Origin of the sequence: Mycobacterium sp. (genome assembly GCF_049683355.1) — a bacterium.
GTDB lineage: Bacteria > Actinomycetota > Actinomycetes > Mycobacteriales > Mycobacteriaceae > Mycobacterium.
In genome coordinates, this window is the sequence record NZ_JBAUJB010000160.1 from 1 (window position 1) to 24,431 (window position 24,431).

A 24,431-nucleotide genomic window follows, 5' to 3' on the forward strand; every position below is an offset into this window, starting at 1 on the left:
CGCAGCATTCGAACACCAAGCTGCGCCTGTTGGCGACACAGATCGTCGCCGAACTCGGGACCCTCAGCTTCGATCCGCAGGTTCTCCGCGGGCAGTTCGACCACCTGCTGCTCACCGCTCACGAGCGGATTCCCGGCCGCGGTGGCGGCGTGGACACCGAGGAATGAAGGGGTGTGTGCAGGACACTGATCGGGTAACCCGCCGCGAGTGACGGTGACAAGAGGATGCGCACGTGGGATTGGACGTACGGCAGGAGGTTTCTGATGCGGCGGTGGTGGTGTCTGCCGGTGGCCACATCGATTCGATGACCGTCGACGCATTCCAGTCCTCGCTGCGGCCCTACCCGTCGGTCGACGCCGCGATCGGCGGTGGCTGACGTGGATGCGGAAAGCGCCTCCTCGTCTGCGCTGTTCGCTGCGGGCGGCGACGTCGGCCGCGACCACGCGCGGGTCGACTGGGCCGCCACTGCGCTCGGTCCGACCCAGGGCTGGCCGCAGAGTCTGCAGACGGCTGTGAGCATCCTGCTCTCCTCCAGGTTTCCGATGTGGATGGCGTGGGGCCCCGACCTGACGTTCTTCTGCAACGACGCATACCGCCGCGACACCCTGGGCCAGAAGTACCCCTGGGCGCTCGGCCGTCCCGCCCGGGACGTGTGGGCGGAGATATGGAAGGACATCGGCCCGCGCATCGATCAGGTGCTCTCCACCGGAGAAGCCACCTGGGACACGTCCCTGCTGCTGTTCCTGCAGCGCGCAGGATATCCCGAAGAGACCTATCACACCTTCTCCTACAGCCCGCTGCGAGACGACCACGATCATGTCGTCGGCATGCTCTGCGTGGTCAGCGAAGACACCCAGCAGGTGATCGGGGAACGGCGGATGGCCACGCTGCGGGACCTGGGGTCCGACCCGAGCGTCGTGCGCAACGAGAGCGAGATCCTCAGCTTCGCCGACCGCCAGCTGAGCCAGAACCTGCGGGACCTGCCCTTCACGCTGACCTACCTGTTCGACGACGTCGGCGACGCGGTCCTTGCCGGTGCCACCGGGATCGCCCACGGGCATCCGGCCGCGCCGCGGACCCAGTCCGCGGCCGGTGACGCGGTGTGGCCGATGCAGGCCCTGGCGCGTGGGGAGTCCGTGCTGGTGGACCTCGATGCGCCGGAGTACGCCGAGGTGCCTGCGGGGGACTGGCCCGATGCGCCGATGCAGGCACTGGTGGTGCCGCTGCTGCAGCAGGGCGGCTCCCCCAGCGGATTCCTGGTGGCCGCGCTGAACCGGTACCGCCCCCTCGACGACGCCTACCGCGGCTTCGTCACCCTGGTCGCCGGTCACATCGCGGCCGGCCTCGGTCTGGCGCGCAGTTACCGGGTTCAACAGCGGCGGGCCGACGAACTCGCCGAGCTGGACCGGGCCAAGACGGCGTTCTTCTCCAACATCAGCCACGAGTTCCGCACTCCGCTGACGCTGATCCTCGACCCGGTAGCCGAACTGCGGCAGGCCGACGATGTCAGCGACCGGACCCGCCAGGAACTCGATGTGGTGTGGCGCAACGGACTTCGTCTCACCAAGCTCGTCAACACGCTGCTCGAGTTCTCTCGTATCGAAGCGGGGCGCACGCAGGCGCGCTACGAGCCCGTCGACGTCGCCGCCACCACCGCCGAACTGGCCGGCGTGTTCCGCTCCGCCGTGGACCGGGCCGGGCTGACGTTGGCGGTGGACTGCCCGTCACTGGACGAACCGGTGTACCTGGACCGCGACATGTGGGAGAAGGTGGTGTTCAACCTTCTGTCCAACGCGCTGAAGTTCACCTTCGAGGGCGCAATCTCGATCGGGGTGCGATGCGAGGCGGACCAGGCGGTGATCACGTTCGCCGACACCGGGATCGGCGTGCCCGCCGCGGAGATACCCCGGCTCTTCGAGCGGTTCCACCGCATCGAGAACGTGCGGGCCCGGTCCAACGAGGGAAGTGGCATCGGGCTGGCGCTGGTCGACGAACTGGTGGCCCTGCACGGCGGCACCATCGAGGCCGACAGCGCCGAGGGGGTGGGCACCACGTTCACCGTCCGGCTGCCGTTCGGCGCCGCGCACCTGCCCCCGGATGCGGTCGTCTCGACCCGGGCGGTGCGCACGGCCGACACCACCGCCGAGACGTATGTGCAGGAGGCGCTGCGCTGGATGCCCGACGGCCCCGGCGGCGGGGTCACGGCTGAAAACACGCCCCCGACGATGGCATCTCAGGCAGCAGGTGCCGACGAGCCTGCGGTGCGGGTGCTGATCGCCGACGACAACACCGACATGCGTGACTATCTGGCTCGGCTGCTCCGCGGAGACGGATATGCGGTCGAAGCCGTCGGTGACGGCAGGCAGGCGTTGGATGCGATCCGCGTCAGTCTGCCCGACATCGTGATCAGCGATGTGATGATGCCGCGGCTGGACGGCCTGGAGTTGGTCGCCGCCCTGCGCGCCGACAGCCGCACCTCCGCCGTGCCGGTGCTGTTGCTGTCCGCGCGGGCCGGGCAGGAGGCCTCCATCGGCGGTCTGCAGGCCGGCGCCGACGACTACCTCGTCAAACCGTTCGCCGCGGCGGAACTGCTCGCCCGGGTGCGCGCCAACGTCGAGCTCGCGCGGCTGCGCAATCACCAATCAGGTTGGCGGGCTGCACTGGTCGATTCGCTGCAGGAGGGCTTCTTCGTCTGCGACGAGCACGGCGCCGTCATCGAGATCAACGCGGCGTTCACCGAGATACTCGGTTTCGGCTCCGACGGACTGCCCTACGAACCGCCCTTTCCGTGGTGGCCTTCGTCAGACAGCGATTCCGCCGCCCATCGGCAGGCAGTGGAAGCGCTGGACCTGCTGCTCGAGCAACCGAACGGAAATCTGCCGGAGATCCCCGTCACCCACCGTGACGGTCATCGCCGCTGGGTCAGCGCGAACTTCAGCCACGCCGCCGACCCCGACACCGGCCGCCGTGTCATGGTTGGGACCATGCGCGACGTCACCGCCGAGAGGTACGCCGTGCAGCGCGAGACCGCGCTGGCCGCACTCAACGAGCGGCTCGTTGAGGCCGCCACCGTCGACGACGCGGTGTGGGGGGCGGCCGAGGCATTCCTCGGCGTGTGGGACGCCGAGAGGGTGCAGGTCGCGGTGTTTCCCACCCACGCCGTCCCCGGCGCACCCGTCCCCCAGCTCGGCTGCGCCGGCGCAGAGTCGGCCGGCTGGGAAGCGCTGCCCTCAGGCACCCGGCAGGCGATCACCGCGTTGTGCGCCGGTGAGCTGCTGGTGCCCGAAAGCAGGGTTCCGGGTGCGACGGGTATCGCGCTACAGCACCCCCAGGGGGTGCTGGTCGTGTATCTGGAGCTCAGAGAGCCACGGCCCTTCACCGCCGAGGACCACACTCTGCTCACCGTGCTCGCCGGGCGCCTCGGCCAGGGCCTGCAGCGGGTGCATCAGGTCGACCAGCAGCGGGAGACGGCCCTGGCCCTGCAGCACGCGATCCTCGGGCCGGCGGTGCCCGGCGGGTTCGCGGTGCGCTACCAGCCCGCGACGCGCCCGCTCCAGGTCGGCGGCGACTGGTATGACGTGATCGATCTGGACGACGGCCGGATCGGCCTGATCGTCGGAGACTGCGTGGGCCACGGTCTGGCAGCCGCGACGGTGATGGGTCAACTCCGCAGCGCCTTCCGCGCGCTTCTGCTGGAGAACCCGACCCCGGCGGCGACACTGTCGGCCGTGGACCGGTTCGCCAGACGGCTGCCCGGAGCGCGGTGCACCACGGCCTTCTGCGCGGTGCTCCGCCCCGACACGGGGGAGCTGGTGTATTCCAGCGCCGGCCATCCGCCGCCGATCCTGGTCCAGCCCGACCACGACCCCGTGCTGCTCGACGGCGCGACCGCCACCCCGCTGGGACTGGCTGACCGGGACCGGCCGGAAGCCCCGATGACGATGCCTCCGCGGGCCACGTTGCTGCTCTACACCGACGGCCTGGTCGAGCGACGGCGCGAGGGGATCGATGACGGCATCGCGAGGGCAGCCGAAGTGATGGAACACGCGGACGCCGCCACTCTCGATGACCTGGCGAAACTGGTCATGGCGCGCCTGGCGCCCGGTGGTGGGTACCAGGACGACGTGGCCCTGCTGCTGTACCGCCAGCCGGCACCTCTGGAACTCGACCTCGCTGCCGACGTCGGCGAACTGGCAGGCAGCCGTGCCGCCCTGCGCGGGTGGCTGACCCGGGCAGGTGTCAACGCCGAGCAGACGCTCGACGTGCTGATCGCCACCGGCGAGGCGCTCGCCAACGCCATCGAGCACGGCCACCGTCACCTCGACCGGGGCACGGTGACCCTGCGCGCCACCGCGGTGGCGGACCGGTTGCACGTCACCGTTGTCGACAGCGGCTCGTGGAAAACCCCGGTGGCCGCTTTGCACCGCGGCCGGGGCATCGCACTGATGAAGGGGTTGATGCATGATGTCACGATCGAACCGGATGTCGGCGGCACCACCGTTCACATGCACGCGAGGATTGTGTGATGGTCACACCGCTGAGCCTGACCACCGACAGCAGTGACGACGGCTCGCTGGTGGTCAGAGCGATCGGTGAAGTCGACCTGAGCAATGTGGCAGAGTTCTCCGCAGCCGTGGCCGAGGCGCGCAGGGCCGGGCCGCAGCGTCAGCTCGGTGTTGATCTCAGCGGTGTCGACTACCTGGACAGCGGTGCCATCGGGGTGCTGTTCGACCACGCCGACGGCATCTACATCGTCGTCAACCCGATCCTGCTGCCGGTCCTGACCATCAGTGGGCTCACCGAGGTGGCGACCGTGAAGCCGGCGTCGTCGTGACCGTCGTCCTGGCCGTCCGCTGCGCCAACGGGATCGTGATGGCGTCGGATTCGCAGATCACCGATCCGGGCAGGGGTCTTTCCTATCCCGCGCAGAAGCTGCACTCCTTGGGTGAGCACGCGGCGTGGGGCGGCAGCGGGTCGCGGGCGGTGCTCTACGACATCGAACAGATCTTCAACGACGAAGCCGATGCAGTCATCGAGGCCAAGAACATCGGGCACGCCCTTCAGTCCAGGGCGGTGCCCGTGTTCAAGTACCACTACGAGAACTTCATCGCCACGGTGCCGGGGCAGGAAACCGCGGGCACGCCGGCCACCTATCTGCTGGCCGCCGGCTATTCCGGGGACGTGCCGTTCATCATCGACCTCGATCCGAACGGGCTGATCGGTCACCACGAGGAGACCGGATTCCAGGCAGTCGGCAGCGGCGCCCCGATGGCCCAGCAGGCCCACGCACTGCTCGCGCATTTCAACATGAGCGAGCGGGACATCGATTACGGGGTGGTCGTCGCGCTGCGCGTACTCGACGCACTGGACGCGTCCTCACCCAGTGTGGGCGGCCCGATGGACATCTGCCGGATCACCCCCGACGGAGCCGACCATCTCAGCCCCTCCGAGGTCGAGGACGTGCGGCGACAGGTCGGTCGATGGGTCGAACTCGAACACCGAGCGCTTGATCAGCTTTTCGACTAGACGATCAGGCCCCAGGCCGCGAAGTAGTGGCACAGGGCCGCTGCCGCGGTGAACGCATGGAATAGCTCGTGGTGACCGAACGTTCGCGGCCACGGATTGGGCCAGCGCAGGCCGTAGAAGACGGCGCCGATGTTGTACAGCACGCCGCCCAGTACCAGCAGCGCGACCACACCCCAGCCTGCACCGTCGACCAGGGTTCCGGCGAACCAGATCGCGGAATAGCCGAGCAGCAGGTAGAGCGGCAATCCCACCCAGCGCGGGGCCGAGGGCCAGCCAATCTTGAGCACGACGCCGGCAGCCGCGCCGGTCCACACCAACGTCAGCGCTTCGGCGCCGGTGTGCGGTGGCATCGCCAGCACCGCGAAGGGGGTGTAGCTGGCGGCGATGAACACGAAGATCACCGAATGGTCGATCCGCATCATCCATTTCATCGCCGCCGCGGAGCGCCACTGCACCCGGTGGTAGGCCGCGCTGATACCGAACATCGCCACGATGCCGACGGCGTAGATCAGGGTGGCCCAGCCGGCCTTGGGGGACACGGTGATCCATGCCACGGGCACCAGTGCAAGCCCCGCCACGATCGCGGTGGCGGCCGAATAGAAGTGGATCCAGCCTCGGGCACGGGGGGTGTCCAGCAGATCGGTGATGGTGTCGGCGACGACCTGAGGCATGTCGTCGTCGACGACCGTCTCGACCGGTCCGGTGATGGCGGCGTCGTCAGCGTGGCTGAGCGCCCACACCGGCGTCGTCGCATCGGCCGGCCGGTACGTCACGCGACAACCATCAACGATGAACGGATACTCAGAACGCCTCCATTGTCGATGCCGAGGACCAGCATAGAGGCACAGGTGCGGCTTTCCGGTAACGCCACGGAGACAAGCCGGCAAACCAGCCCGCAAATCTCCGCCCGCGGCCTACGGTTCCATTCGTGCACCCGAGCGCGCCGGACCCCGGCGGCCCGCCTACGGCGATCACCGAAGCCGCGCCCTCCACCCCGTCGGGCACCCCCGCGGTCCCGCAGGTCGACGACCAGGAGAAGCCCGGGCGCATCCTGCACGGCTGGACCGACCGGCTGGTCGCCGTCGCCGCCTTCGCTGTTGCGGTGCTCACCATCGGGCAGGTCTTCCGACCGCTGTCGCAGGGCAGCCAGTTCTACCTGATCGTGTTCCTGGCCGGGTCGCTTCCGCTGGTCTACCTGGTCTACCGGTCCGGGTTGCGCGGGTTCGACCCGGAAGACCGGCCCGGTGCGCTCGACTGGGTGCTGGCCACCGTCACCCTGGGGGTCTGCCTCTACCCGGTGCTCGCCATCCCCATCGCCTCCGGAGGTGGCGGCTACAACGCGTTCCTGGATCGGCAGGGGCTCCTCGAACCGGTCGACGTGGCGATGGGAGCGCTGCTGCTGGTATTCGTCCTGGAGGCGTGCCGGCGCACCACCGGGTGGGCGCTTGCCGGTGGTGTGCGCCCTGTTCCTCGGCTACGGCTACTACGGCGGCCTGCTGCCCCAGAGCTGGACGATCGCCCACGCCGGCCTGGACTTCGACCAGATCATCGACGCGCTGTACAACTCGGGCAGCGGCATCTTCGGGACCCCGCTCGACGTGGCCGCCACCTACATCGTGCTGTTCACCATCTACGGCGCGGTGCTGGACCTCTCCGGGGGCGCCCGGTTCTTCGTGAACCTCTCGGTGGCTGCCTTCCGGCGCTCGCGCAGCGCCGCCGGCCGCACCACCGTCGCCTCCGGCTTCCTGCTGGGCACGGTCTCCGGCTCGGGCACCGCGACGGCCGTCAGCGTCGGCGCGGTCACGTGGCCGATCATGCGTCAGGCGGGCTACACCCCCGAGCGCGCGGGCGGGGTACTGGCGGCGGCGGGTGTCGGCGCGCTGCTGTCGCCGCCCACCTTGGGGCGGCGGCGTTCATCGTCGCCGAGCACCTCGAGGTCCCGTATCTGACCGTGCTCGGCTGGGCGATGATCCCGACGTGTACGCCACGATCCTGGCCGTCCTGCTGTCCTTCCTCGACCGGCCGAGCGCGCTGACACCCCGCAGGTTGTTCGAGGCGCTCAGCGCCGGTGTCCGAGGTGTGTTGCCGGTGGTCGCGGTGTGCGCCGCCGCCGGGGTGATCACGGCGATGACGACGAAGACCGGCCTGGGCGCCCAGTTCTCCTCGGTGCTGGTCGGCGGCGTCGACGCGATCACCGACAACCGCACGCTCATGCTGGCGTTGACCGCGGTGTTCGCCGCGATCGCGTTGGCCATGCTCGGTTTGGCGATCCCGGTGACGGCGTCGTTCGTTCATCGGCTGGATGATCATCGGCCCGGCATTGCTCGCCCTCGACGTGCCCGCCCTCGACGTGCCCGCCCCCGAGGCCGCGATGTTCGTCTTCTACTACCCGGTGCTCTCGGAGGTCACCCCGCCGACGGCGCTGGCGGCCGTCGGCGCGTCCGCCGTCACCGGTGGCCGGGCCATCCCGACGATGTGGCAGACGCTGCGCTACGCCGCACCCGCATTCCTGGTTCCGATCGCGTTCGTGGTGACCGAACCGGGGGAGTACCTGCTGGGACGGGGACCGGTCATCGGTGTGGTGTGGGCTTCCGCGGCCGCGTTCGCGGGCATCGTGGCGTTGTCGTTCGCGGCCGGTGGCTGGGTGCTCGGTGTCGGGGCGATGCGGCCACCGGCCCGGATCCTGACCGCGGTCGCGGCCGTGCTTCTGCTGTTCCTCGATCCCGCCACCATCGCGGTGGGACTGGCGTGTCTGCTCGGTGCAGTCGCGCTGACCATGATCACCGACAAGAGACGCTGGACGAGAGGATGACGGACATGTTGTGTGGGACCCGGATTTCTGCGGTGTTCACCACGCTAGCGCTGACGGCGGGCGCGGCGACCGGATGCGGTGGCACGCAGGACGCACCCTCCACCGACACAGGCGGTGAGGTCACCCGCGAGGTGGGCGCCGACACCCGGGTGAGCATCGCCACCGGCAATGCCACCGGCGTCTACTTTTCGCTCGGAAACGGCTACGCCGAACAGGTCTCGGCCGCCACCGACGGGACCGTGAAGGCGACAGCCGCCGAGACCGGGGCCTCGGTGCAGAACATCCAGCAACTGGTCCGGGGCAGCTACCAGGTGGCGTTCTCGCTGGCGGACACCGCTGCCGACGCGGTCGAGGGAAAGGGCGGCTTTGAAGGCGAACAGCAACCCGTACAGGAGCTTTCGCGGATATACCCCAACTACACTCAGGTGATCGCCAGGGCGGACAGCAACATCACCTCCGTCGCCGACATGCGGGGCAAACGCGTGTCCACCGGTTCACCCGGTTCCGGCACCGAGGTCATCGCCAACCGGTTGCTCGAAACCGCGGGCCTGGACCCGCAATCCGACGTCGCGGCGCAACGGCTGGACCTCACCAAGACGGTCGACGGGATGAAGGACGGTTCCATCGACGCGCTGTTCTGGTCCGGTGGCCTGCCGACACCGGGGATCACCGACCTGATGACCTCGGCCCGCGACGACGTCGTCTTCCTCGACATCACGCCGCAACTGGCCGCGATGCAGGAGGTGAGTACTGCCTACGAGGAGGGCGTCATCCCGGCCGCTGCCTACGGGCTGCCGGGGGACGTCGAGACCATCGTCGTGCCCAACATGCTGCTGGTGCGCGATGACGTCGACGACGCCAACCTGGCCTGCGTGCTGACCAGGACGCTCTTCGAGCGGCAGCCTGAGCTGGCGCAGGTGGTGGGCGCGGCCCGGGGAATCGATCTCGACAGCGCCCGCGACACCGCTCTCGACGAGCTGAACGCCCCGAGGTAGGTCAGCGGATCTGCCAGACCTCGCGGGGAAAGCCTGTACGTGGAATGCCGAAAGTCCTTGGAGCGACCGGGCTCACCCGGTGGGTTTGCCGGACAGCGCGCCGATCCCGGTTGCGTCCAGCTGGCACAGCAGGTCGCCCGCATCCTCGAAAACCGCCGAGGCGCCGGCCTCGAGCAACTCCGCGCGCGACGTTCCGCCGCTGAGCAGACCGATCGACGGAACCCTCACCCGGGCGGCCGCTTCGCAGTCCCATACCGCATCGCCGACGAACACCGCGTTGTCGGCGCTCACCGAGGCGCGGTCCAGCGCCACCTGGACGATGTCGGGCTTGGGTTTGGCGGTCTCCACATCCTGCGACGACGTCACCGCGGCGACGACGTCGTCACAATCGAGCACCTTGCGCAGCATGGCCAGCTCGTCCTCCGGCGCCGAGGTGGCCAGCACCACCTGAAGTCCTCGGTCGGCCACCGCACGCAGCAGGTCTCTGGCGCCGGGAAGAGGGGCCAACAGGGGTGCGCTCTGTTCGTAGAACTCGCTGTGCCCCTTCTTGAGGCGGTCGAGCACTCCCTGGCCGGCATCGCCGGAGAGCGTGCGCACCAGCGTGGTGCCGTCCATGCCGATGCAGCGGTGGATGCGCCACGCGTCGACAGAGAGCCCTTCGGCGTCGAACGCGCGCAGCCACGCCCAGACGTGCAGGTAGTTCGAATCGACGAGGGTGCCGTCCACGTCGAACAGCACGGCCGGTGTCGAGGTGGGCATGAGTCGTCCTATCGCTGATCGGGTCCCCGGCAGGTACCCGAGCGGTAGGGGGTCGAAACGCCGGAACTCCCGCGCGCCCGCGCCGGCGTGCTGCGGGTAATCTCCGATGCCATGACCGCAGAACCGATCACGGTGACTCCGTGAGCGCAGGGTTGTTCGCGCTCCTCGATGATGTCGCGGTGTTGGCGCGGCTGGCCGCGGCCTCGGTGGACGATATCGGCGCGGCCGCCGGGCGTGCGACGGCGAAGGCCGCCGGAGTCGTCATCGACGACACCGCCGTCACACCGCAGTACGTCCACGGACTCGCCGCCGAACGTGAGCTGCCGATCGTCAAGCGCATCGCGATCGGTTCGCTGCGCAACAAGATCGTCTTCATCCTGCCTGCGGCGTTGCTGCTCAGCCAGTTCGTGCCTTGGCTGCTCACCCCGATCCTGATGCTCGGGGCCACCTATCTCTGCTACGAGGGCGCCGAGAAAGTCTGGGGCAAGATCCGCGGCCATGACGCGCACGGCGCGCCCGTCGCCACCGTCGGGCCGGATGCCGAGCGCCTCATGGTCACCGGCGCGATCCGCACCGACTTCATCCTGTCGGCCGAGATCATGGTGATCGCCCTCAACGAGGTGGCGGACCAGTCGTTTGTGCCGCGCCTGATCATCCTGCTCGTGGTCGCCGTGGTGATCACGCTGGTGGTGTACGGCGTCGTCGGCGGCATCGTGAAGATGGACGACATCGGGCTGCGGCTCACCCAGCAGTCCTCCGGTTTCGCCAAGAAGATCGGCCGCGGGCTGGTCGCGGGCATGCCCAAACTGCTGGCCGCGCTGTCGGTGATCGGGACGGTGGCGATGCTGTGGGTCGGCGGGCACATCCTGCTCGTCGGGACCGATGAACTCGGGTGGCACTCGCCCTACGGACTGGTGCACCACCTCGAGGGATACGTCCACGACGTCGCGGGCGTCGGTGGTGCGCTGGCCTGGATGGTCAACACGGCGGCATCGGCGGTCATCGGGCTTGTTGTCGGCCTGCTGGTCGTGGCGGTCATGCATGTGCTGCCGTTCGGTCGCAAAGACAAGCACGCCGCCGAGGCCGACGCGTAACCGCGCAGCTACTCGTCGCTGCCGTCGCGGTCGCCCACATATCCGAGCAACCGCGGGTCGTCGGTGGTGAACCGGCCCATCTCCTCGCCGCCGTCACAGGTCAGCAGCATCACCGTCAGCGTGCCCGAGGTTCGGGAGAGCACCCGCCAGAGGGCTCCGGCATCCTCCCAGCGCTGTAGTTCGGCGACCCGATCGACGTCCACCGCTCCACGATGTCACCGTAGGATCGCGTCCGTGCACCCTGCCTCCGCTGTGGCCTCCGCGGCCGTGCTGATCTGGCTGGGGATGGTCCTGGCGATCTCGTTTCTCGAAGCCCCGCTGAAGTTCCGGGCCCCCAACGTGACGCTGCAGATCGGTCTCGGGATCGGGCGACTGGTATTTCGCGCGCTCAACGGATGCGAACTGGTGCTGGCGGCCGCGATCGCTGTCGCGTTTCTGGTGGAACCCCCGGCCCCCGGCACTGTCGTCGCGGCGGTGACCGCAGGGGCGGCGCTGTTCGTTCAATTGATCGCCGTGCGGCCGGCGCTGAGCAGGCGCTCTGATGCCGTGCTGGCCGGGGACCAGGGACCGCGGTCGCACGCCCACCTGTGGTACGTGGGCCTGGAGGTGGTCAAGGTCGCCGCACTCGTCACCGCGGGTGTGCTGTTGCTGACGCGGTGACCGGGGGATGAAGGTAATCCTGCCCTAATCTTGTCCGGTAGGCTGCTCGGTCAAATGACCGACATCGACGAGGCCCTCAAACCTGTCCTGCCGCGCGAGCTCACCTCGGTACCGGACCACGTGCGGATGGTGCCGGCGCCGCCGACACCGCCGGTCGACGAACCGTACGGGTTGCGGGTTGCCGATCCCGTCTCCGACGCGGAGTTGGTGTCGGAGTGGATGAATCGTCCGCACCTGGTCGAAGCCTGGGAGTATCCCTGGCCGCCACAGCGCTGGCGGCGCTACTCGCAGGCCCAGGTCGACGGCGAGTACTCGCGGCCGTTCATCGGCAGTTTCCGGGGCCGGGAGGTGGCCTACATCGAGATCTATCGGGCAGCAAAGGATTCCATCGCCACCCGCTACCACGCCGACCCGCACGACCTGGGCCTGCACGCGGCGGTCGCCGACCTCAAGCTGGTGAACCGCGGCCTGGTGCCGTTGTTGTTCCCCAAGCTGGTGGCCAGCCTGTTCGAGATCGAACCCCGCTGTCGTCGTGTGATGTTCGACCCGGACCATCGCAACACCAGCGCGCGCCGGGTGTGCGAATTCGCCAAGCGCGCGTTTCTCGGTGAGCACGACATGGCCAACCGGAGGATGGCGCTCTACGCGCTGCCCCGAACCCCCGACGACATCCCGGCCACGCGGTAGCCGCCCCTTCGCCCGTCGCGTTTCCCGCGGAATAGTATTCCTGGTTGCGGTCGAGTCCGAAATCACAGCCAGGAATGCTATTCCGCGGCGAAGGTCTGCGAGCCGATCGTCTCGGCGTAACCGTCGAAGTCGGGTTTCATCGCCGCGGCCACCAACTCCCACAGCACCTCGTCGGTGCCGCCGCCCACCCGGGCCAGCACGTCGTCGGCACCGCGATCACCAGGACGTTTCCGTGCCTGCTGGCGGGGTCACCGTCCACACCCCGGGCGACTACCATGATGTGGTCGGCGATCGGCGACAGCGAGACAAATTTCTTGATCCCACGGACCTCGAAACCGTCACGGGCGGAGCGGACTTCGGTCTCGACGATCTGCAGGTCCGAACCCCCCGACTCCTCGGAGGCTCCGATGCAGAGCACGGTCTCGCCGTCGACGGCCTGCTCGCAGATGGTCTTGAGGTGATCGGATCTGCCGAACCGGCGCAGGATCGCGATCGCCGAATCGTGCAAGCTGACCCCGACGCCGATGCCGGCGGAGCCGAGACGGCCGAGCCGGAAGGCCAGTTCGTTCAGCTTGGCGACGTCGGGGTGCTGATCACCGGCGGGCCCCCACTTGCCACGAACACCCCGCTGCTGCCCAGATGCTCGATCAGCTTGCGGGGGAAGCGCTCTGAGGCCTCGGCCTCTGCAGTCCACGTGACGATCCTCTCGTCGAAGACGTCGTCGAGCAGCTCGCGGTAGTCATCGATGCCGGCACCGATCGACGCGGTCATGCGCGCACCGCATGCAAATTCTGGCTGACTTCGAGCCGGCGGAGCTTGCCCGATGACGTGCGTGGTAGCGACCCGGGCGTGAGGAACACCACCTCTGCAGGTACCACGCCGCACTGAGACGCGACCCGCTGCACCAGATCGGCTCGCGCACCGGCCTCGTCGGGTCCGCGGAACTCTGCGGCGATGACCAACCCCTGGCGCGCCGAGTCGCCTTCGGTGCCCACTGCGACGACGGCGCCCTCACGGACGCCGCGCACCTGGCGGCGACGCGTTCGATCTCGCTGGGAAACAGGTTGCGTCCCGCCACGGTGATCAGTTCCTTGATCCGTCCGCACACCACCAACCCGGCGTCGGTCAGATAGCCCAGGTCCCCGGTGGGGAACCACTCGCCGGGCACCAGCGGCGGCTGGCCGAGATAGCCCGACATCCGAGATAGCCCGACATCATCGAGGTGCCCCGGATCTCGACCTCACCGATCTCGGCACCGCCCTGGGAGTGCTCGGTCGGGGTGATTCGCAACTCCATCCCGGGGATGGCGGTGCCCAGGACAGCGTGCCGGCTGACCGAATCGGTTGCCGGATCCAGGATCTCGTCGACTTCCCGCCCCGTCCCCGGACGGGGGGGAGGTGACGGCGCAGGTGGATTCGGCCAGTCCGTAGGAGGGCGCGGCGGCGTGCGGATCGAGGCCGAAGCGGGCCATCTCGGTCAGGAACAGCTCCAACCCCGCACAGTCGATGGGTTCGCCACCGTTGATGACGAATCGCAGGCTGCCGACGTCGACGTCGGGCACCCGCCGGGCGTACTTGCCGAGTACCGAGTACGCGAAATTGGGTGCAGCGGTGACGGTTGCGCGGCTCTGCGACAGCCAGCTGAGCCATCGGAACGGGGAGGCGGCGAAGGCCGCCGTGGGTGCCAACCACATCTCGGCGCCGCTGATGGCGCCGGTGAGCAGGAACGTCAAACCCATGTCGTGGTACAGCGGCAACCAGGTACACCCGACGTCGCGACCGGCGGACACCCCGGTGTGCGTGCGCAGTCCGATGACGTTGTCCATGACCGCCTCGGGCGACAGCACGGCGGTTCGCGGAGTTCCGGTGGAACCTGCGGTGCCCTGCAGGACCGCCGGGGTGCCCTCGGGCGTCGCCTGCTGCCCGAAAGTCGGGGAGTGCTGCTGGTGGCCGACGGCGACGACGTCGTGGACGGTCAGGCGGGTCCCGTTGGCGCGCAGGGGGTCCAGGTGCGGATGGAGACTGAACACCTGGGTGACCCCGATGCCGTCGAATCTCTCGGCAGTGGTGCGGGCCCACTGTTGGGCATCGGCGCCACGGATGGGCCGGGAAGCACCGACAGCGAACGGCCGGCCAGCCATGCACCCTGGATTGCCGCGACGAACTCCACGTTGGGCTCACCGACGAGGCCGACGGCGCCGGCGGGTCCGTCGAGGATCCGGTCGGCGATGTTCTCGGCCCGGGCGTGGGCCTCCTGCCACGGGTGCGGAGTCCACTGTCCGCTGGCGCGGTCGAGCACCACGAGATTGTTCGTGGATGTCGTCATCGCCTGCGACAGTGCGGTCGCGAGCGCGCTCACCGGCCGGCCGGCACCTTCGCCAGGATTGCCTCCTCGAGGTCGCCGACCGTATCGCAGGTCAGCAGATCCTCTTCGGACAACGCCACGCCGATCTTGTCTTCGATGGCCACCATGCCGACCGCGAATGCCACCGAATCCAGGCCGACGTCGTCGATCAGCCGCGACTCCCGGGTCACCCGACCGGTGTCGACATTCAGGTCGTCGCGCAGGATCTCCTCGAGGGCCGCGCTGACGGCTTCCGGGGTTGACGTTTCCATGCGGTGGGACGTTACACCCCGAAGTAAAGGTAGGCTACGCTTACCCCGCCTGGCTCTCAGTAGTCGTAGCTGGCCAGCTCGATGGTGCCTGGTGGACTGTTCTCGTCGATCGAGGCTCGCGCCGGCACCATCTCACTGGTCACCAAGCCGTGCTGCTGCGTCATCTCGTCGACGACCTCGAAACTTCGAGAAATGCTGGCCGGGTTGTCCACCACGATCGTCGTCACCGGCACGCGCCGGCCGAGTTGCAGGAACCGGTCCCCATGGGGCGGGTCACCTCCGTGGAAGCCCCATATGCCGCGCAATGCTGTTGCGCCACTGGCGCCCTGGGTTGCACGCAACCGTCGGATCAGCGCGCGATGGACGGGTACCCCGTCGTAGAGCGAGTCCTCCGAGGTGTACACCATCAGCTTCTGGTGCAAGGCCCGGCCTTGGCCGTCGGTGCCGGGCAGATGGTCCGGCCGGGACAAGAGACTGCCATCGCGCTTGCACACTCGAACGCGTTCGATCGTCATCAGCGGCCGGCTCAACAGGCCGTCGAGTTCAGATACTGCGCCGCCGACGCTGTCCGCGCTGCCCACTGCGATGATCATCACCGGTACGTCGACGTTTCGGCCGAAAAAGCCGGCGCGGTGGCGGTCGCCGTAGGCGGTGCCGTCCACCCCCAGGAAGGTGGACGCTCCATGGAGTCCGTGCCGGAACAGCAGGTCGCAGACGGCGAGGTAGGCCGCCCGACGCTGCACGCGTTCCTGTCGACCGACGTAGATCGTCAGTTTGACGCCATCGTGGAGTGCCGAGGGCATCGTGACGCCGCGACCCTCGTGTTCGCCGCCGATCAGGCGCGCTCGTTGCACCGTCACGAGCCCACGCGGCGTGAGACCGACGACCGCATCGACCAGGCCCGAGATCTTGACGTCGGTGTCGACGGCCGCCACGGCCACCGGCGGGTCTTCGGACAGGCTCAGGGAACTGTCCGTGCGCAGTAGATGACGCGGCCCGAAACCGGCTGAGCCGCGCAGCATGATGCTGGTGGCCACGCGCTCACGGTCGTACAGGTCGAGCAGCGCCTCGGCGAGAAAGCGCCCGTCGGTGCGCCGGCGCTCGCCGAAGTACGTCGTCAGTTTCAGACAGTTCTCGTTCACGATCAGTTCCCGTTCACAGCCATCCCCAGCCACATTCCGGCGGCCGCCGCCATCAGGCCCAGGGAGACGCTGACGAAGATGTTGGCCGCCGCGTGCCTGGCCTGACGTTCCTCGCCGAGGCGTTGCGTCTCCAGCATCCAGGTCGAGAACGTGGTGTAGGAGCCGATCAGAGCGGTTCCGGCCAGCAGGGCGACCTGATGGGGCAGCGCCAGACCGGTGAGGAAGCCGAGCACCAGCGCGCCGCTGAGGTTTACCACCAGGGTGCCGAACGGGAACGAGCCCGCGGTGCGGCGCGCCACGCTGCGGTCCACCAGGAAACGTGCCACCGCGCCGAGGCCCCCGAGGACCAGCACGCCGCTCCAGACCAGGACGTTCACCGCAGCACCCGAACCCGTCGAACCAGCATCGTCGCGAGATACACCGCGACCAGGCCGGCCGAGATGCTTCCGGCGGTGTAGCCGACCGCCAACGCATAGTGACCGTGCTCGATCATCGAAATGGTCTCCACCTGCATCGTCGAGAAGGTCGTCAGGCCACCGCACAACCCGGTGCCCAACAGGGGGCGCCGGTAGCTGGACAGCGGCAGCCGCTCCAACAGTCGCGTGGTGAAGTAGCCGAGTAGGAACGCGCCGACGATGTTGACGACGAACGTCGGCCACGGCCATCGTCCGGGGTCCGGGGCCGCCAACGTCTCGAACGCGGCACGGGAGAACGCGCCCAAGGCGCCGCCGACGAACACCGCGGAGAGTTCCCGCCGGTCGTAGGCCATGTCCGAGAAGTATGCCTGCTCGGTCGTGCTCCAGTGTTCTTTACCCGAGGCAGACGTAGCACAATCAAGACCATGGCGAATCCGCGTGCCGGCCAGTTGGCGCAACCCGAGGACCTCATCGATGTGGCTGCGGTGGTGACGGCGTACTACACCGTCGACCCCGACCCGGACGACGTCGATCAGCAGGTGGCGTTCGGCACCTCGGGACACCGTGGATCCAGTCTGGACGCAGCGTTCAACGAGGCGCACATCCTGGCCACCACCCAGGCCATCGTCGAGTACCGAGCCGCGCAGGGCACCACGGGTCCGTTGTTCATCGGGCGTGACACCCACGCACTGTCGGAGCCGGCGTGGGTTTCTGCGCTGGAGGTGCTGGCCGCCAACGACGTTGTCGCGATGGTGGATTCGGCAGACCGCTACACCCCGACACCGGCGGTCAGCCATGCGATCCTGGCGTTCAACCGGGGCCGCGACACCGGTCTGGCTGATGGCATCGTCGTCACGCCGTCGCACAACCCGCCCCGTGACGGCGGCTTCAAGTACAACCCTCCCAACGGCGGGCCGGCCGACAGCGACGCCACCGGCGTCATCGCCAAGCGCGCCAACGAGATCCTGCGCGACGGCCTCAAAGCGGTCAAGCGGGTGCCGTTGGCCAGGGCGCTGGGCACCGCCCAGCGCCACGACTACCTCGACGCCTACGTGGCCGATCTGTCCAACGTCGTGGACATGCACGCGATCAGCGCGCAGGGCATCCGCATCGGTGCCGATCCGCTCGGCGGAGCCAGCGTCGACTACTGGGGGGCCATTGCCGAGCGGCACAACCTGGAGCTGACGGTCGTCAACCCGCTCGTCGACGCCACGTGGCGGTTCATGACGCTGGACACCGACGGCAAGATCCGGATGGACTGCAGTTCGCCCAACGCCATGGCGTCTCTTGTTCAAAAAGTGGTCGGCGGCGCTGACTCCTATCAGATCGCCACCGGCAACGACGCCGACTCCGACCGGCACGGCATCGTCACCCCCGACTGCGGTCTGATGAACCCGAACCACTACCTCGCAGTGGCGATCGACTACCTGTACTCCAACCGTCCGGACTGGCCCGCCTCGATCGCGGTCGGCAAGACGGCGGTCAGCTCATCGATCATCGACCGGGTGGTGGCCGGTCTGGGCCGCGACCTGGTGGAGGTGCCGGTCGGGTTCAAGTGGTTCGTCGACGGCCTGCTCGGCGGCACCATCGGCTTCGGTGGCGAGGAGAGTGCCGGAGCATCCTTCCTGCGCCGCGACGGGTCGGTGTGGACCACCGACAAGGACGGCATCATCCTGGCGCTGTTGGCAGCGGAGATGCTTGCCGTGACCGGTTCGACGCCGTCGCAGCGGTACGCCACGCTAGCCGAGAAGTACGGCGCCCCCACGTATGCCCGGGTCGACGCTCCGGCCGATCGTGAGCAGAAGGCACGGCTGGCCAAGCTGTCGGCCGAGCAGGTCACCGCCACCGAGCTGGCGGGGGAACCGATCACCGCCAAGCTGACGGCGGCGCCCGGCAACGGCGCCCCCTTGGGCGGGCTCAAGGTGACGACCGAGAACGCGTGGTTCGCCGCGCGGCCGTCGGGAACCGAGGACGTGTACAAGATCTACGCCGAATCGTTCCGCGGGCCCGAGCATCTCGCCGAGGTGCAGGACGCCGCGCGCGAGGTGGTCAACAAGGTCATTTCGTGAACAAGGTCAAGGCTTGAGTTCGCGCCCGGAGGGCGAGTGTCAGGACAAGACCAAACGCCGACTTCCCCGTGAAGTCTGGGTCCTGGTATTCGCCAACGTTGTCGTGGCGCTCGGCTACGGCGTCGTCGCGCCGGTGCTGCCGCAGTACGCACGTCACTTCGGAGTCAGCATCAGCCTCGCGACCTTCGTCATCACCGCCTTCGCCGTCATGCGACTGGTCGGCGCGCCGCCGGCGGGCTGGATGGTCCAGCGCCTGGGGGAGCGGAAGGTCTACATCAGCGGACTCGTCATCGTCGCCCTGTCGACCGCGGCGTGCGCTTTCGCCGAAACATACTGGCAACTCCTGTTCTTCCGCTCCCTGGGCGGAGTCGGGTCGGCGATGTTCACGGTGTCGTCGCTGGGGTTGATGATCCGGATCTCCCCGCCCGATGCGCGGGGCCGCGTCGCCGGGCTGTTCTCGTCGGGGTTCATGTTCGGCTCGGTGGGCGGGCCGATCCTGGGGAGCCTGACCGTCGGGTTCGGGCTGTCGGCACCGTTCCTGATCTACGGCGCTGCGCTGTTGGTCGCCGCGACCGTCGTTTTTGTCAGCCTGCGCAATTCCGCCGTTGTCGCCCAAGCGGACGAAGAGGTGGCTCCGCCGGTGCCGTTCCGCACGGTGTTCCGGCACCGGGCCTATCGGGCGGCGCTGTTCTCCAACTTCGCCACCGGGTGGGCGTCATTCGGTCTGCGGATTGCGTTGGTGCCGTTGTTCGTGGTGGAGGTGCTCGGCGGTGGGCCGGGCGCGGCCGGTCTTGCGTTGACTGCCTTCGCGGTGGGAAACATCTCGGTGGTCATCCCCAGTGGATATCTGTCGGACCGCCTGGGGCGCCGCAAGCTGTTGATCTTCGGGTTGGCGCTGGCCGCAGTGTCGACTGCGCTGGTGGGCTTCACCACCTCGCTGCCGGTGTTCCTGGTCGCTGCCGTCATCGCCGGTGCGGCGACCGGCATCTTCATCTCACCGCAGCAGGCCGCCGTCGCCGACGTGCTGGGCAACAAGTCGCGGGGCGGGTCGGCGGTCGCCACCTTCCAGATGATGGCGGATTTCGGTTCGATCGGCGGATCGCTGCTGGTGGGCCTAATCGCCCAGTACACCTCCTTCGGGTGGGCTTTCCTGGTCAGCGGGCTGATCCTCGGCATCGCGGCGGTGGGCTGGATCTTCGCCCCGGAAACCCGGCCGCGGACTGACGCCGAGCACACGCAGGTCCGTCCGCTGGGCCCCGAAGCCGGCGGGGAAGTACCGTGACCTGCGATTTTGAACGGCCACCGCGGGTGGTGTAACTTCGATGAGCACAACATCTAGGGGCTATGGCGCAGTTGGTAGCGCACCACACTGGCAGTGTGGGGGTCAGGGGTTCGAATCCCCTTAGCTCCACCAGGGAACAGCATTCAACGAAAGCCATCATGTCCGAGGACCAGATCTCCGACGTTCCACCCAATCACCTCTCCATTGATCCGAGAAGCCCTGGCTATGACGAAGAGGTGCTCAGCCGGGACGTGGGTATTCGCTTCAACGGCGTCGAGAAAACCAATGTTGTCGAATACAACGTGGCTGAGGGTTGGGTGCGTGTTGAGGTTCCCACCGCCAAGGATCGTCGCGGAAATCCTATGGTCGTCAAGCTCAGCGGCACGGTCGAACCCTATTTTCGCCCCGAAGAATAGCGCGCGACGCACCGTATCCGTTGCTAGCAGCGGACGGAGCGATCAGCCGCTCGAGGGTTTCCAGCGCCTCGGCGTGGCCTTCTTCCCAAGCGGCTTTCCGGTGTACTGCGGGTGACAATCCTCTGGTAGTCGGGTTTCCATGCGGCGGGACGCGTCACTAGCAGGGAAGATGAGTCTCGTGCGCCCGCACCCCTCGTCGCTGTCACACGTTGCCCGTGCCGTCATCGTGACCGCATCGGTAGCGGGCTTCATCGGAGGGTGTGACAGCGAGCCGGAACCGACACCGGCATCGGCAGAGCCGGTCGGGTCGCTGGAGTTGCTCACCGACCCCTTCCTGCAACAACCGGCCGAGGACTCCGTCGAAGTGGCATGGTTCACCGGATTTGCCGGCGATACACATCACGTCCTCGTCGGGGACCGTGTCGGTGCGATGACGGAAGCCGAGTTGCGGGACGCGGTCACAGGAGGTGACGTAGCCGGGGTCACGGTGTCTCCGGCGGAATCCCTCCGGCTGTCGCGGGTTGCCGAGGACGGCGCGTCGGAACTGCCCGCCGATGAGAAGCCCTCCTCCGGCATCGCTGCGCGGGAAGTCTTCCGGCACCACGCCATCGTCGCCGTCCCGGGGCCCGGCCGCCATCCGTACCGCGTCGTCAGCACCCGGGGCGACGACCTGATCGGATCGGGCACCTTCAGTCTCCGCGGAGCGCTCAGGTCCGGTGAGCCGGCGGTGATCATGCTGACATCGGATCACCAGGCGAAGGTCAATACGCCGGCCAACCTCGAGTTGGCGACCGCGACGATCACCGCGGAGCTCGGTCGAATCGACGCCGTCCTCTTGCCTGGTGACCTGGTGAACACTCCTGATCGCGCGTCGGAGTGGTTCGACGATCGTCGTGGGTCGGCCTTTTTCCCTGCACTGCAGGGCAACGGTGGGCGCGAGGCCACCGACGGCAAGGTCTACCGCGGCGGTGAGGTGATCCAGCACGCCCCCATCTACCCGGCTATCGGCAACCACGAGGTGCAGGGCCGCAGGTCAGCACACACCTCTCTCGACGATTCCTTCAACAACCCAGTGCCCCGTGCCGTGGCCGAAGCCGAGTACGGCAAGGTCTCCGATGTCGTCAACCCCACGGACGATCCGTTGGTCAAAGCCCAATGGATTGCTGACAATTCGTTCTCGACCGCCACCTATGAGGAGATCTTCTCGCTTCCGACGTCGAACACCGGAGGCGAGCGGTACTACGCCACCACCGTCGGGGACGTGCGTCTGGTCTCCCTGTTCGCGACCCGCACCTGGCGCTCCACCGAAGCCGGCCCCGACCCGAGCGCCCGCACCGCCACCAGCCGCTACCAGGAGGCTCCAGCCGACCTGGCCGTCCCCCTGGCCCAGGGCTACGGCGAGTTCGTCTTCGAAGACCTCGCCGTCGGCTCGCTGCAGCATGACTGGCTGGTCCGGGAACTGAATTCGGCGGCATTCCGCGACGCCAAGTACACGGTGGTGATGATGCACGAAGGTCCGCAGGGCCTCGGCGACAACGCGACACCCCCATTCACCCACCCCGAACGCATCGAAGAGCCGGGCGACAGAAGGGCGCCCGGCGGCGCCCGCTACGAGTACCCGGCGGCGGAGGACATCCTGTTGCGCGACGTGCAGCCGCTCTTCGAGCAGGCCGGGGTCAACCTGGTGTACAGCGGACACAGCCACCTGTGGAACAGGTTCACCTCCGCGAACGGGGTCAACTATCTGGAGGCGTCCAACACCGGCAACAGCTACGGTGCCTTCCACGCCCTCTCGGGTGAGAGCCGCGAAATTCCGCCCGAGCCCTGGAATGCCGAAAACTACCTCGCGCAGGGCAATCCCGGCGGTCTCGAACCGGTGGTGCCCACCATCGCGCCGCTTCGAAGCGCCGGCGGCAGGGCGTTGCCGTTCATCGCCGACAACAACATGGTGGTATTCCAGGCGCTCGACACCGGCACCGGCACAGTGACGAGCTGGTATGTGGACATGCGGGAAACGCAGAACGGGGCGGTCAAGTTCGACGAATTCAGCCTGCGCCGCCAGTGACGAACGGCCCCCTCGCCTCGGCGAGGGGGCCGCGCGTTTGATCGATCCTGGTTAGTCGTCGCTGCCCGACTTGCTGGTGTCGGACTTGCTGTCGGACTTGCTGTCCGACTTGGAGTCCGACTTGCTGTCCGACTTGCTGTCCGACTTGCTGTCGTCGGACTTGCCGCCGTCCCGCTTCTTCTCGCTCCTATCGGCATCCGCATCGGTGTCGGCGTCGGTCGAGTCGGTCGCGCTGTCGTCGTCGGCCTCGTCCTCGGTGGCATCGTCGGCGTCGGCACCCTCTTCGGTGCTTTCGTCCGTCTCCGTCACCGTGTCGGTCTCCTCTTCGGTAGCCTCCTCGGTCTCTTCCTCGGAGGTCTCCTCGGTCGTTTCCTCGTCGGTGGCCATCGGCACCTCGTCGCCGGCCGACTCGGTCGGTTCGCCCTCCGTGGCATCGGCCTCGGCGGTGCCCTCCGCGGCGGTTTCGGCGCTGACGTTCAGCGTCACCAGGTCGGAGTCGGCGACGAGTTCGGCCGATGAGACGTCGGTGCCCTCATCGGTCGTCTCGGTCTCCGAGTCCTCCTCCTCCGACGCAGCAGCGAGTGCCGCCGCGATCGTCTTGGGAAGTTGGACGAAGAAGGCATCGATCGGGCCACCTTCGGTGAACAGGCCCGGGAATGTTTCCCATTCGGGGGAGATGCTGGCCTGGTAGCCGTTGAGGAACGCGTTGAGCACCTTGGCCGGGGCGTTGATCACCTCGCTGACCGCGGTGACCAAGTCGCCCTCGTACAGCGACCCGGAGATGACGTTCATGATGTCGGTCAGCTGGTACATCGCGGTGAGCGGCGGGCCGAGCAGCGAGTACGCGTAGCCGGTCGTCGTGGTGTCGCCGACGAACAGCGCGTCCAGGACCACCCCGACGGTCGGCGCGCCGAAGTCGCGGGCGATCTGGCCGGGGATCTCGAAGGCGGGCGCCAGCGGCCACGCCGAATAGCCCAGACCCAAGATGCCCCAGCTCACTACCTTCGCGAACGCCTGGGTGAACTGACCTTGCAGCGCGAAGTCCCACGCCTCTTCCAACGCAACCGACAGCTCGGCGAAATGGTCGGTCAGGCCCGCGTTCGCTTCCTCGAGGCCTGCGCCGATGGTGGCGGCGTAGGTCGGCAGGTTGGTGAAGAACTGCTCCAACCCGGGGAACGGGTTGAAGACCGCTTCGGCGATCTCGGTGTACAGCGACGAGTTGGAGATGATCTCCCACGCCGCGGGCAGGCCTTCGCTGAAGACTTCGTTGCCTCGGGTGCCGACGTTCTCGACGGTGGTGGTGATCGTGTCTCCCACCACGCCGATCGGGTCGATCCACGCCGAGAGCTCAACGGCGCGATCCTGCACGGCAGGCAGGGTGGGCGCCACCGGGTTGATGGCGATGACCGAGGCGCCCGCGATCGCGACACCGGCCAGCAGCAATCTCTTGTCGCGGGGATTGGATGGCGACGGCGCAGACCAGAAACTGCGGTCCGAGTCGGCACGAAGGGCTAATTGCACGCCGGAACTCCTGAATAGTCACCACGGGACGGATAGCCACTACGGGCCAGACGGGAGGTTAGCCGAGGCTTACCTCATCTACAAGAGCTACCTATCCAGCCTGCCTAACCTTGTTTCACTCCGTCGGCCGCTCCCTCGGCCCTGTGGCAGCCCCGCTGCTTCAGCGTCTGCCACTTGTTAGCCTGACACCGCAGCAGCGGATCAGGGGGCGTGGGGTCGCATGCCGTTGACGGGGGAGCATGTGCCGAAATGGATTGTGGTGAAGACACGATGCGGGGCGCCGGATCGATGACGCCCGGCCACGATCAGCGCAGCGCCGAAGCGGATTACCGCCGGTTGCTGGACCGCAGCCCCGCGCCGGTGTGTGTGCAT

Annotated in this window: 20 protein-coding genes, 1 tRNA gene and 3 pseudogenes; 14 read left to right on the forward strand and 10 right to left on the reverse strand. The window is 67.9% G+C overall.

Translation table 11 applies throughout. The annotated features are described in order from the left end of the window. Window positions 1-232 precede the first annotated feature (232 nt). Genes WA944_RS09815 through WA944_RS09830 form a run of 4 tightly spaced genes read left to right on the forward strand, consistent with a single transcriptional unit; the run spans window position 233 to window position 5,526 of the window. Window positions 233-376: a hypothetical protein gene (locus WA944_RS09815; RefSeq protein WP_526372541.1), complete on the forward strand. Its 144-nt coding sequence runs from the start codon at window positions 233-235 to the stop codon at window positions 374-376. Next, the gene (locus tag WA944_RS09820) at window positions 369-4,526 is read left to right on the forward strand and encodes a SpoIIE family protein phosphatase (protein WP_526646839.1); all 4,158 of its coding nucleotides are present in this window, start codon (window positions 369-371) and stop codon (window positions 4,524-4,526) included. The genes WA944_RS09815 and WA944_RS09820 overlap by 8 nt, the downstream gene beginning before the upstream one ends. Then, window positions 4,526-4,834, forward strand: a complete 309-nt coding sequence (locus tag WA944_RS09825; RefSeq protein ID WP_526372543.1) for an STAS domain-containing protein — start codon at window positions 4,526-4,528, stop codon at window positions 4,832-4,834. Before WA944_RS09820 ends, WA944_RS09825 begins: the two co-directional genes overlap by 1 nt. Further along, complete coding sequence (locus tag WA944_RS09830; protein ID WP_526372544.1) at window positions 4,831-5,526, forward strand: proteasome protein; 696 nt, start codon at window positions 4,831-4,833, stop codon at window positions 5,524-5,526. The genes WA944_RS09825 and WA944_RS09830 overlap by 4 nt, the downstream gene beginning before the upstream one ends. On the opposite strand, the gene trhA is transcribed toward WA944_RS09830, so the two are convergent. Continuing rightward, window positions 5,523-6,197: a PAQR family membrane homeostasis protein TrhA gene (trhA, locus tag WA944_RS09835; protein WP_526372546.1), complete on the reverse strand. Its 675-nt coding sequence runs from the start codon at window positions 6,195-6,197 to the stop codon at window positions 5,523-5,525. The genes WA944_RS09830 and trhA overlap by 4 nt on opposite strands. 299 nt (window positions 6,198-6,496) lie before the next feature. On the opposite strand from trhA, the pseudogene WA944_RS09840 reads away from it, so the two are divergent. Next, window positions 6,497-8,338, forward strand: a pseudogene (locus WA944_RS09840) (TRAP transporter permease). Between the two features lie 5 nt (window positions 8,339-8,343). Then, window positions 8,344-9,333: a TAXI family TRAP transporter solute-binding subunit gene (locus tag WA944_RS09845; RefSeq protein ID WP_526371313.1), complete on the forward strand. Its 990-nt coding sequence runs from the start codon at window positions 8,344-8,346 to the stop codon at window positions 9,331-9,333. A 72-nt stretch (window positions 9,334-9,405) separates the two neighbouring features. Here the strand turns inward: WA944_RS09845 and WA944_RS09850 are convergent, their stop codons facing one another. Further along, entirely contained in the window at window positions 9,406-10,092 is a 687-nt protein-coding gene (locus tag WA944_RS09850) for an HAD family hydrolase (RefSeq protein ID WP_526371309.1), read from the reverse strand. A 140-nt stretch (window positions 10,093-10,232) separates the two neighbouring features. Between WA944_RS09850 and WA944_RS09855 the strand changes: the two genes are divergently transcribed. Beyond that, a complete protein-coding gene (locus tag WA944_RS09855; protein WP_526371307.1) occupies window positions 10,233-11,186 on the forward strand; it encodes a DUF808 domain-containing protein in 954 nt (317 codons plus the stop codon). An 8-nt stretch (window positions 11,187-11,194) separates the two neighbouring features. On the opposite strand, the gene WA944_RS09860 is transcribed toward WA944_RS09855, so the two are convergent. Continuing rightward, window positions 11,195-11,389 (reverse strand): hypothetical protein, encoded by a 195-nt coding sequence (locus tag WA944_RS09860; RefSeq protein ID WP_526371305.1) that lies wholly within the window; start codon window positions 11,387-11,389, stop codon window positions 11,195-11,197. Between the two features lie 31 nt (window positions 11,390-11,420). On the opposite strand from WA944_RS09860, the gene WA944_RS09865 reads away from it, so the two are divergent. Together WA944_RS09865 and WA944_RS09870 are read left to right on the forward strand one after the other, a co-directional pair. After that, on the forward strand, window positions 11,421-11,846 hold the full coding sequence (locus WA944_RS09865) for a hypothetical protein (protein WP_526371303.1): 426 nt from the start codon (window positions 11,421-11,423) through the stop codon (window positions 11,844-11,846). Between the two features lie 54 nt (window positions 11,847-11,900). Continuing rightward, the gene (locus WA944_RS09870; RefSeq protein WP_526371301.1) at window positions 11,901-12,533 is read left to right on the forward strand and encodes a GNAT family N-acetyltransferase; all 633 of its coding nucleotides are present in this window, start codon (window positions 11,901-11,903) and stop codon (window positions 12,531-12,533) included. Window positions 12,534-12,738: 205 nt separating this feature from the next. Here the strand turns inward: WA944_RS09870 and WA944_RS09875 are convergent. The 6 genes and pseudogenes from WA944_RS09875 to crcB (WA944_RS09900) form a co-directional block, all read right to left on the reverse strand. Further along, window positions 12,739-13,304: pseudogene (locus tag WA944_RS09875) on the reverse strand (acyl-CoA dehydrogenase family protein); the annotation flags it as partial. Beyond that, a pseudogene (gene mbtM, locus WA944_RS09880) lies at window positions 13,301-14,891 on the reverse strand (long-chain-fatty acid--ACP ligase MbtM). The pseudogenes mbtM and WA944_RS09875, both read right to left, overlap by 4 nt. Next, on the reverse strand, window positions 14,888-15,208 hold the full coding sequence (locus WA944_RS09885; protein ID WP_526371311.1) for an acyl carrier protein: 321 nt from the start codon (window positions 15,206-15,208) through the stop codon (window positions 14,888-14,890). Before WA944_RS09885 ends, mbtM begins: the two are co-directional and overlap by 4 nt. Continuing rightward, window positions 15,205-16,290 (reverse strand): DUF190 domain-containing protein, encoded by a 1,086-nt coding sequence (locus WA944_RS09890; RefSeq protein WP_526646841.1) that lies wholly within the window; start codon window positions 16,288-16,290, stop codon window positions 15,205-15,207. The genes WA944_RS09885 and WA944_RS09890 overlap by 4 nt, the downstream gene beginning before the upstream one ends. Window positions 16,291-16,292: 2 nt before the next feature. After that, a complete protein-coding gene (gene crcB / locus WA944_RS09895) occupies window positions 16,293-16,667 on the reverse strand; it encodes a fluoride efflux transporter CrcB (protein ID WP_526371297.1) in 375 nt (124 codons plus the stop codon). Continuing rightward, window positions 16,664-17,059 carry a fluoride efflux transporter CrcB gene (gene crcB / locus WA944_RS09900; RefSeq protein WP_526371295.1) on the reverse strand — a complete coding sequence of 132 codons (396 nt, stop codon included), beginning with the start codon at window positions 17,057-17,059 and terminating at the stop codon, window positions 16,664-16,666. Before crcB (WA944_RS09900) ends, crcB (WA944_RS09895) begins: the two co-directional genes overlap by 4 nt. Window positions 17,060-17,131: 72 nt before the next feature. Here crcB (WA944_RS09900) and pgm point away from each other — a divergent pair, with 72 nt between their 5' ends. The 5 genes from pgm to WA944_RS09925 all read left to right on the forward strand — a co-directional run bounded on the left by pgm (window position 17,132) and on the right by WA944_RS09925 (window position 22,538). After that, window positions 17,132-18,775, forward strand: a complete 1,644-nt coding sequence (gene pgm / locus WA944_RS09905; RefSeq protein ID WP_526371293.1) for a phosphoglucomutase (alpha-D-glucose-1,6-bisphosphate-dependent) — start codon at window positions 17,132-17,134, stop codon at window positions 18,773-18,775. 13 nt (window positions 18,776-18,788) lie between these two features. Continuing rightward, the gene (locus WA944_RS09910; protein WP_526371291.1) at window positions 18,789-20,057 is read left to right on the forward strand and encodes an MFS transporter; all 1,269 of its coding nucleotides are present in this window, start codon (window positions 18,789-18,791) and stop codon (window positions 20,055-20,057) included. 56 nt (window positions 20,058-20,113) lie between these two features. Further along, window positions 20,114-20,189: transfer RNA gene (locus WA944_RS09915), tRNA-Ala, on the forward strand. Between the two features lie 26 nt (window positions 20,190-20,215). Further along, window positions 20,216-20,473, forward strand: a complete 258-nt coding sequence (locus WA944_RS09920; RefSeq protein WP_163889098.1) for a DUF3297 family protein — start codon at window positions 20,216-20,218, stop codon at window positions 20,471-20,473. Between the two features lie 169 nt (window positions 20,474-20,642). Beyond that, a complete protein-coding gene (locus tag WA944_RS09925) occupies window positions 20,643-22,538 on the forward strand; it encodes a metallophosphoesterase family protein (RefSeq protein ID WP_526371289.1) in 1,896 nt (631 codons plus the stop codon). A gap of 51 nt (window positions 22,539-22,589) precedes the next feature. On the opposite strand, the gene WA944_RS09930 is transcribed toward WA944_RS09925, so the two are convergent. Beyond that, window positions 22,590-24,059: a hypothetical protein gene (locus tag WA944_RS09930; protein WP_526646844.1), complete on the reverse strand. Its 1,470-nt coding sequence runs from the start codon at window positions 24,057-24,059 to the stop codon at window positions 22,590-22,592. Between the last annotated feature and the right edge of the window lie 372 nt (window positions 24,060-24,431).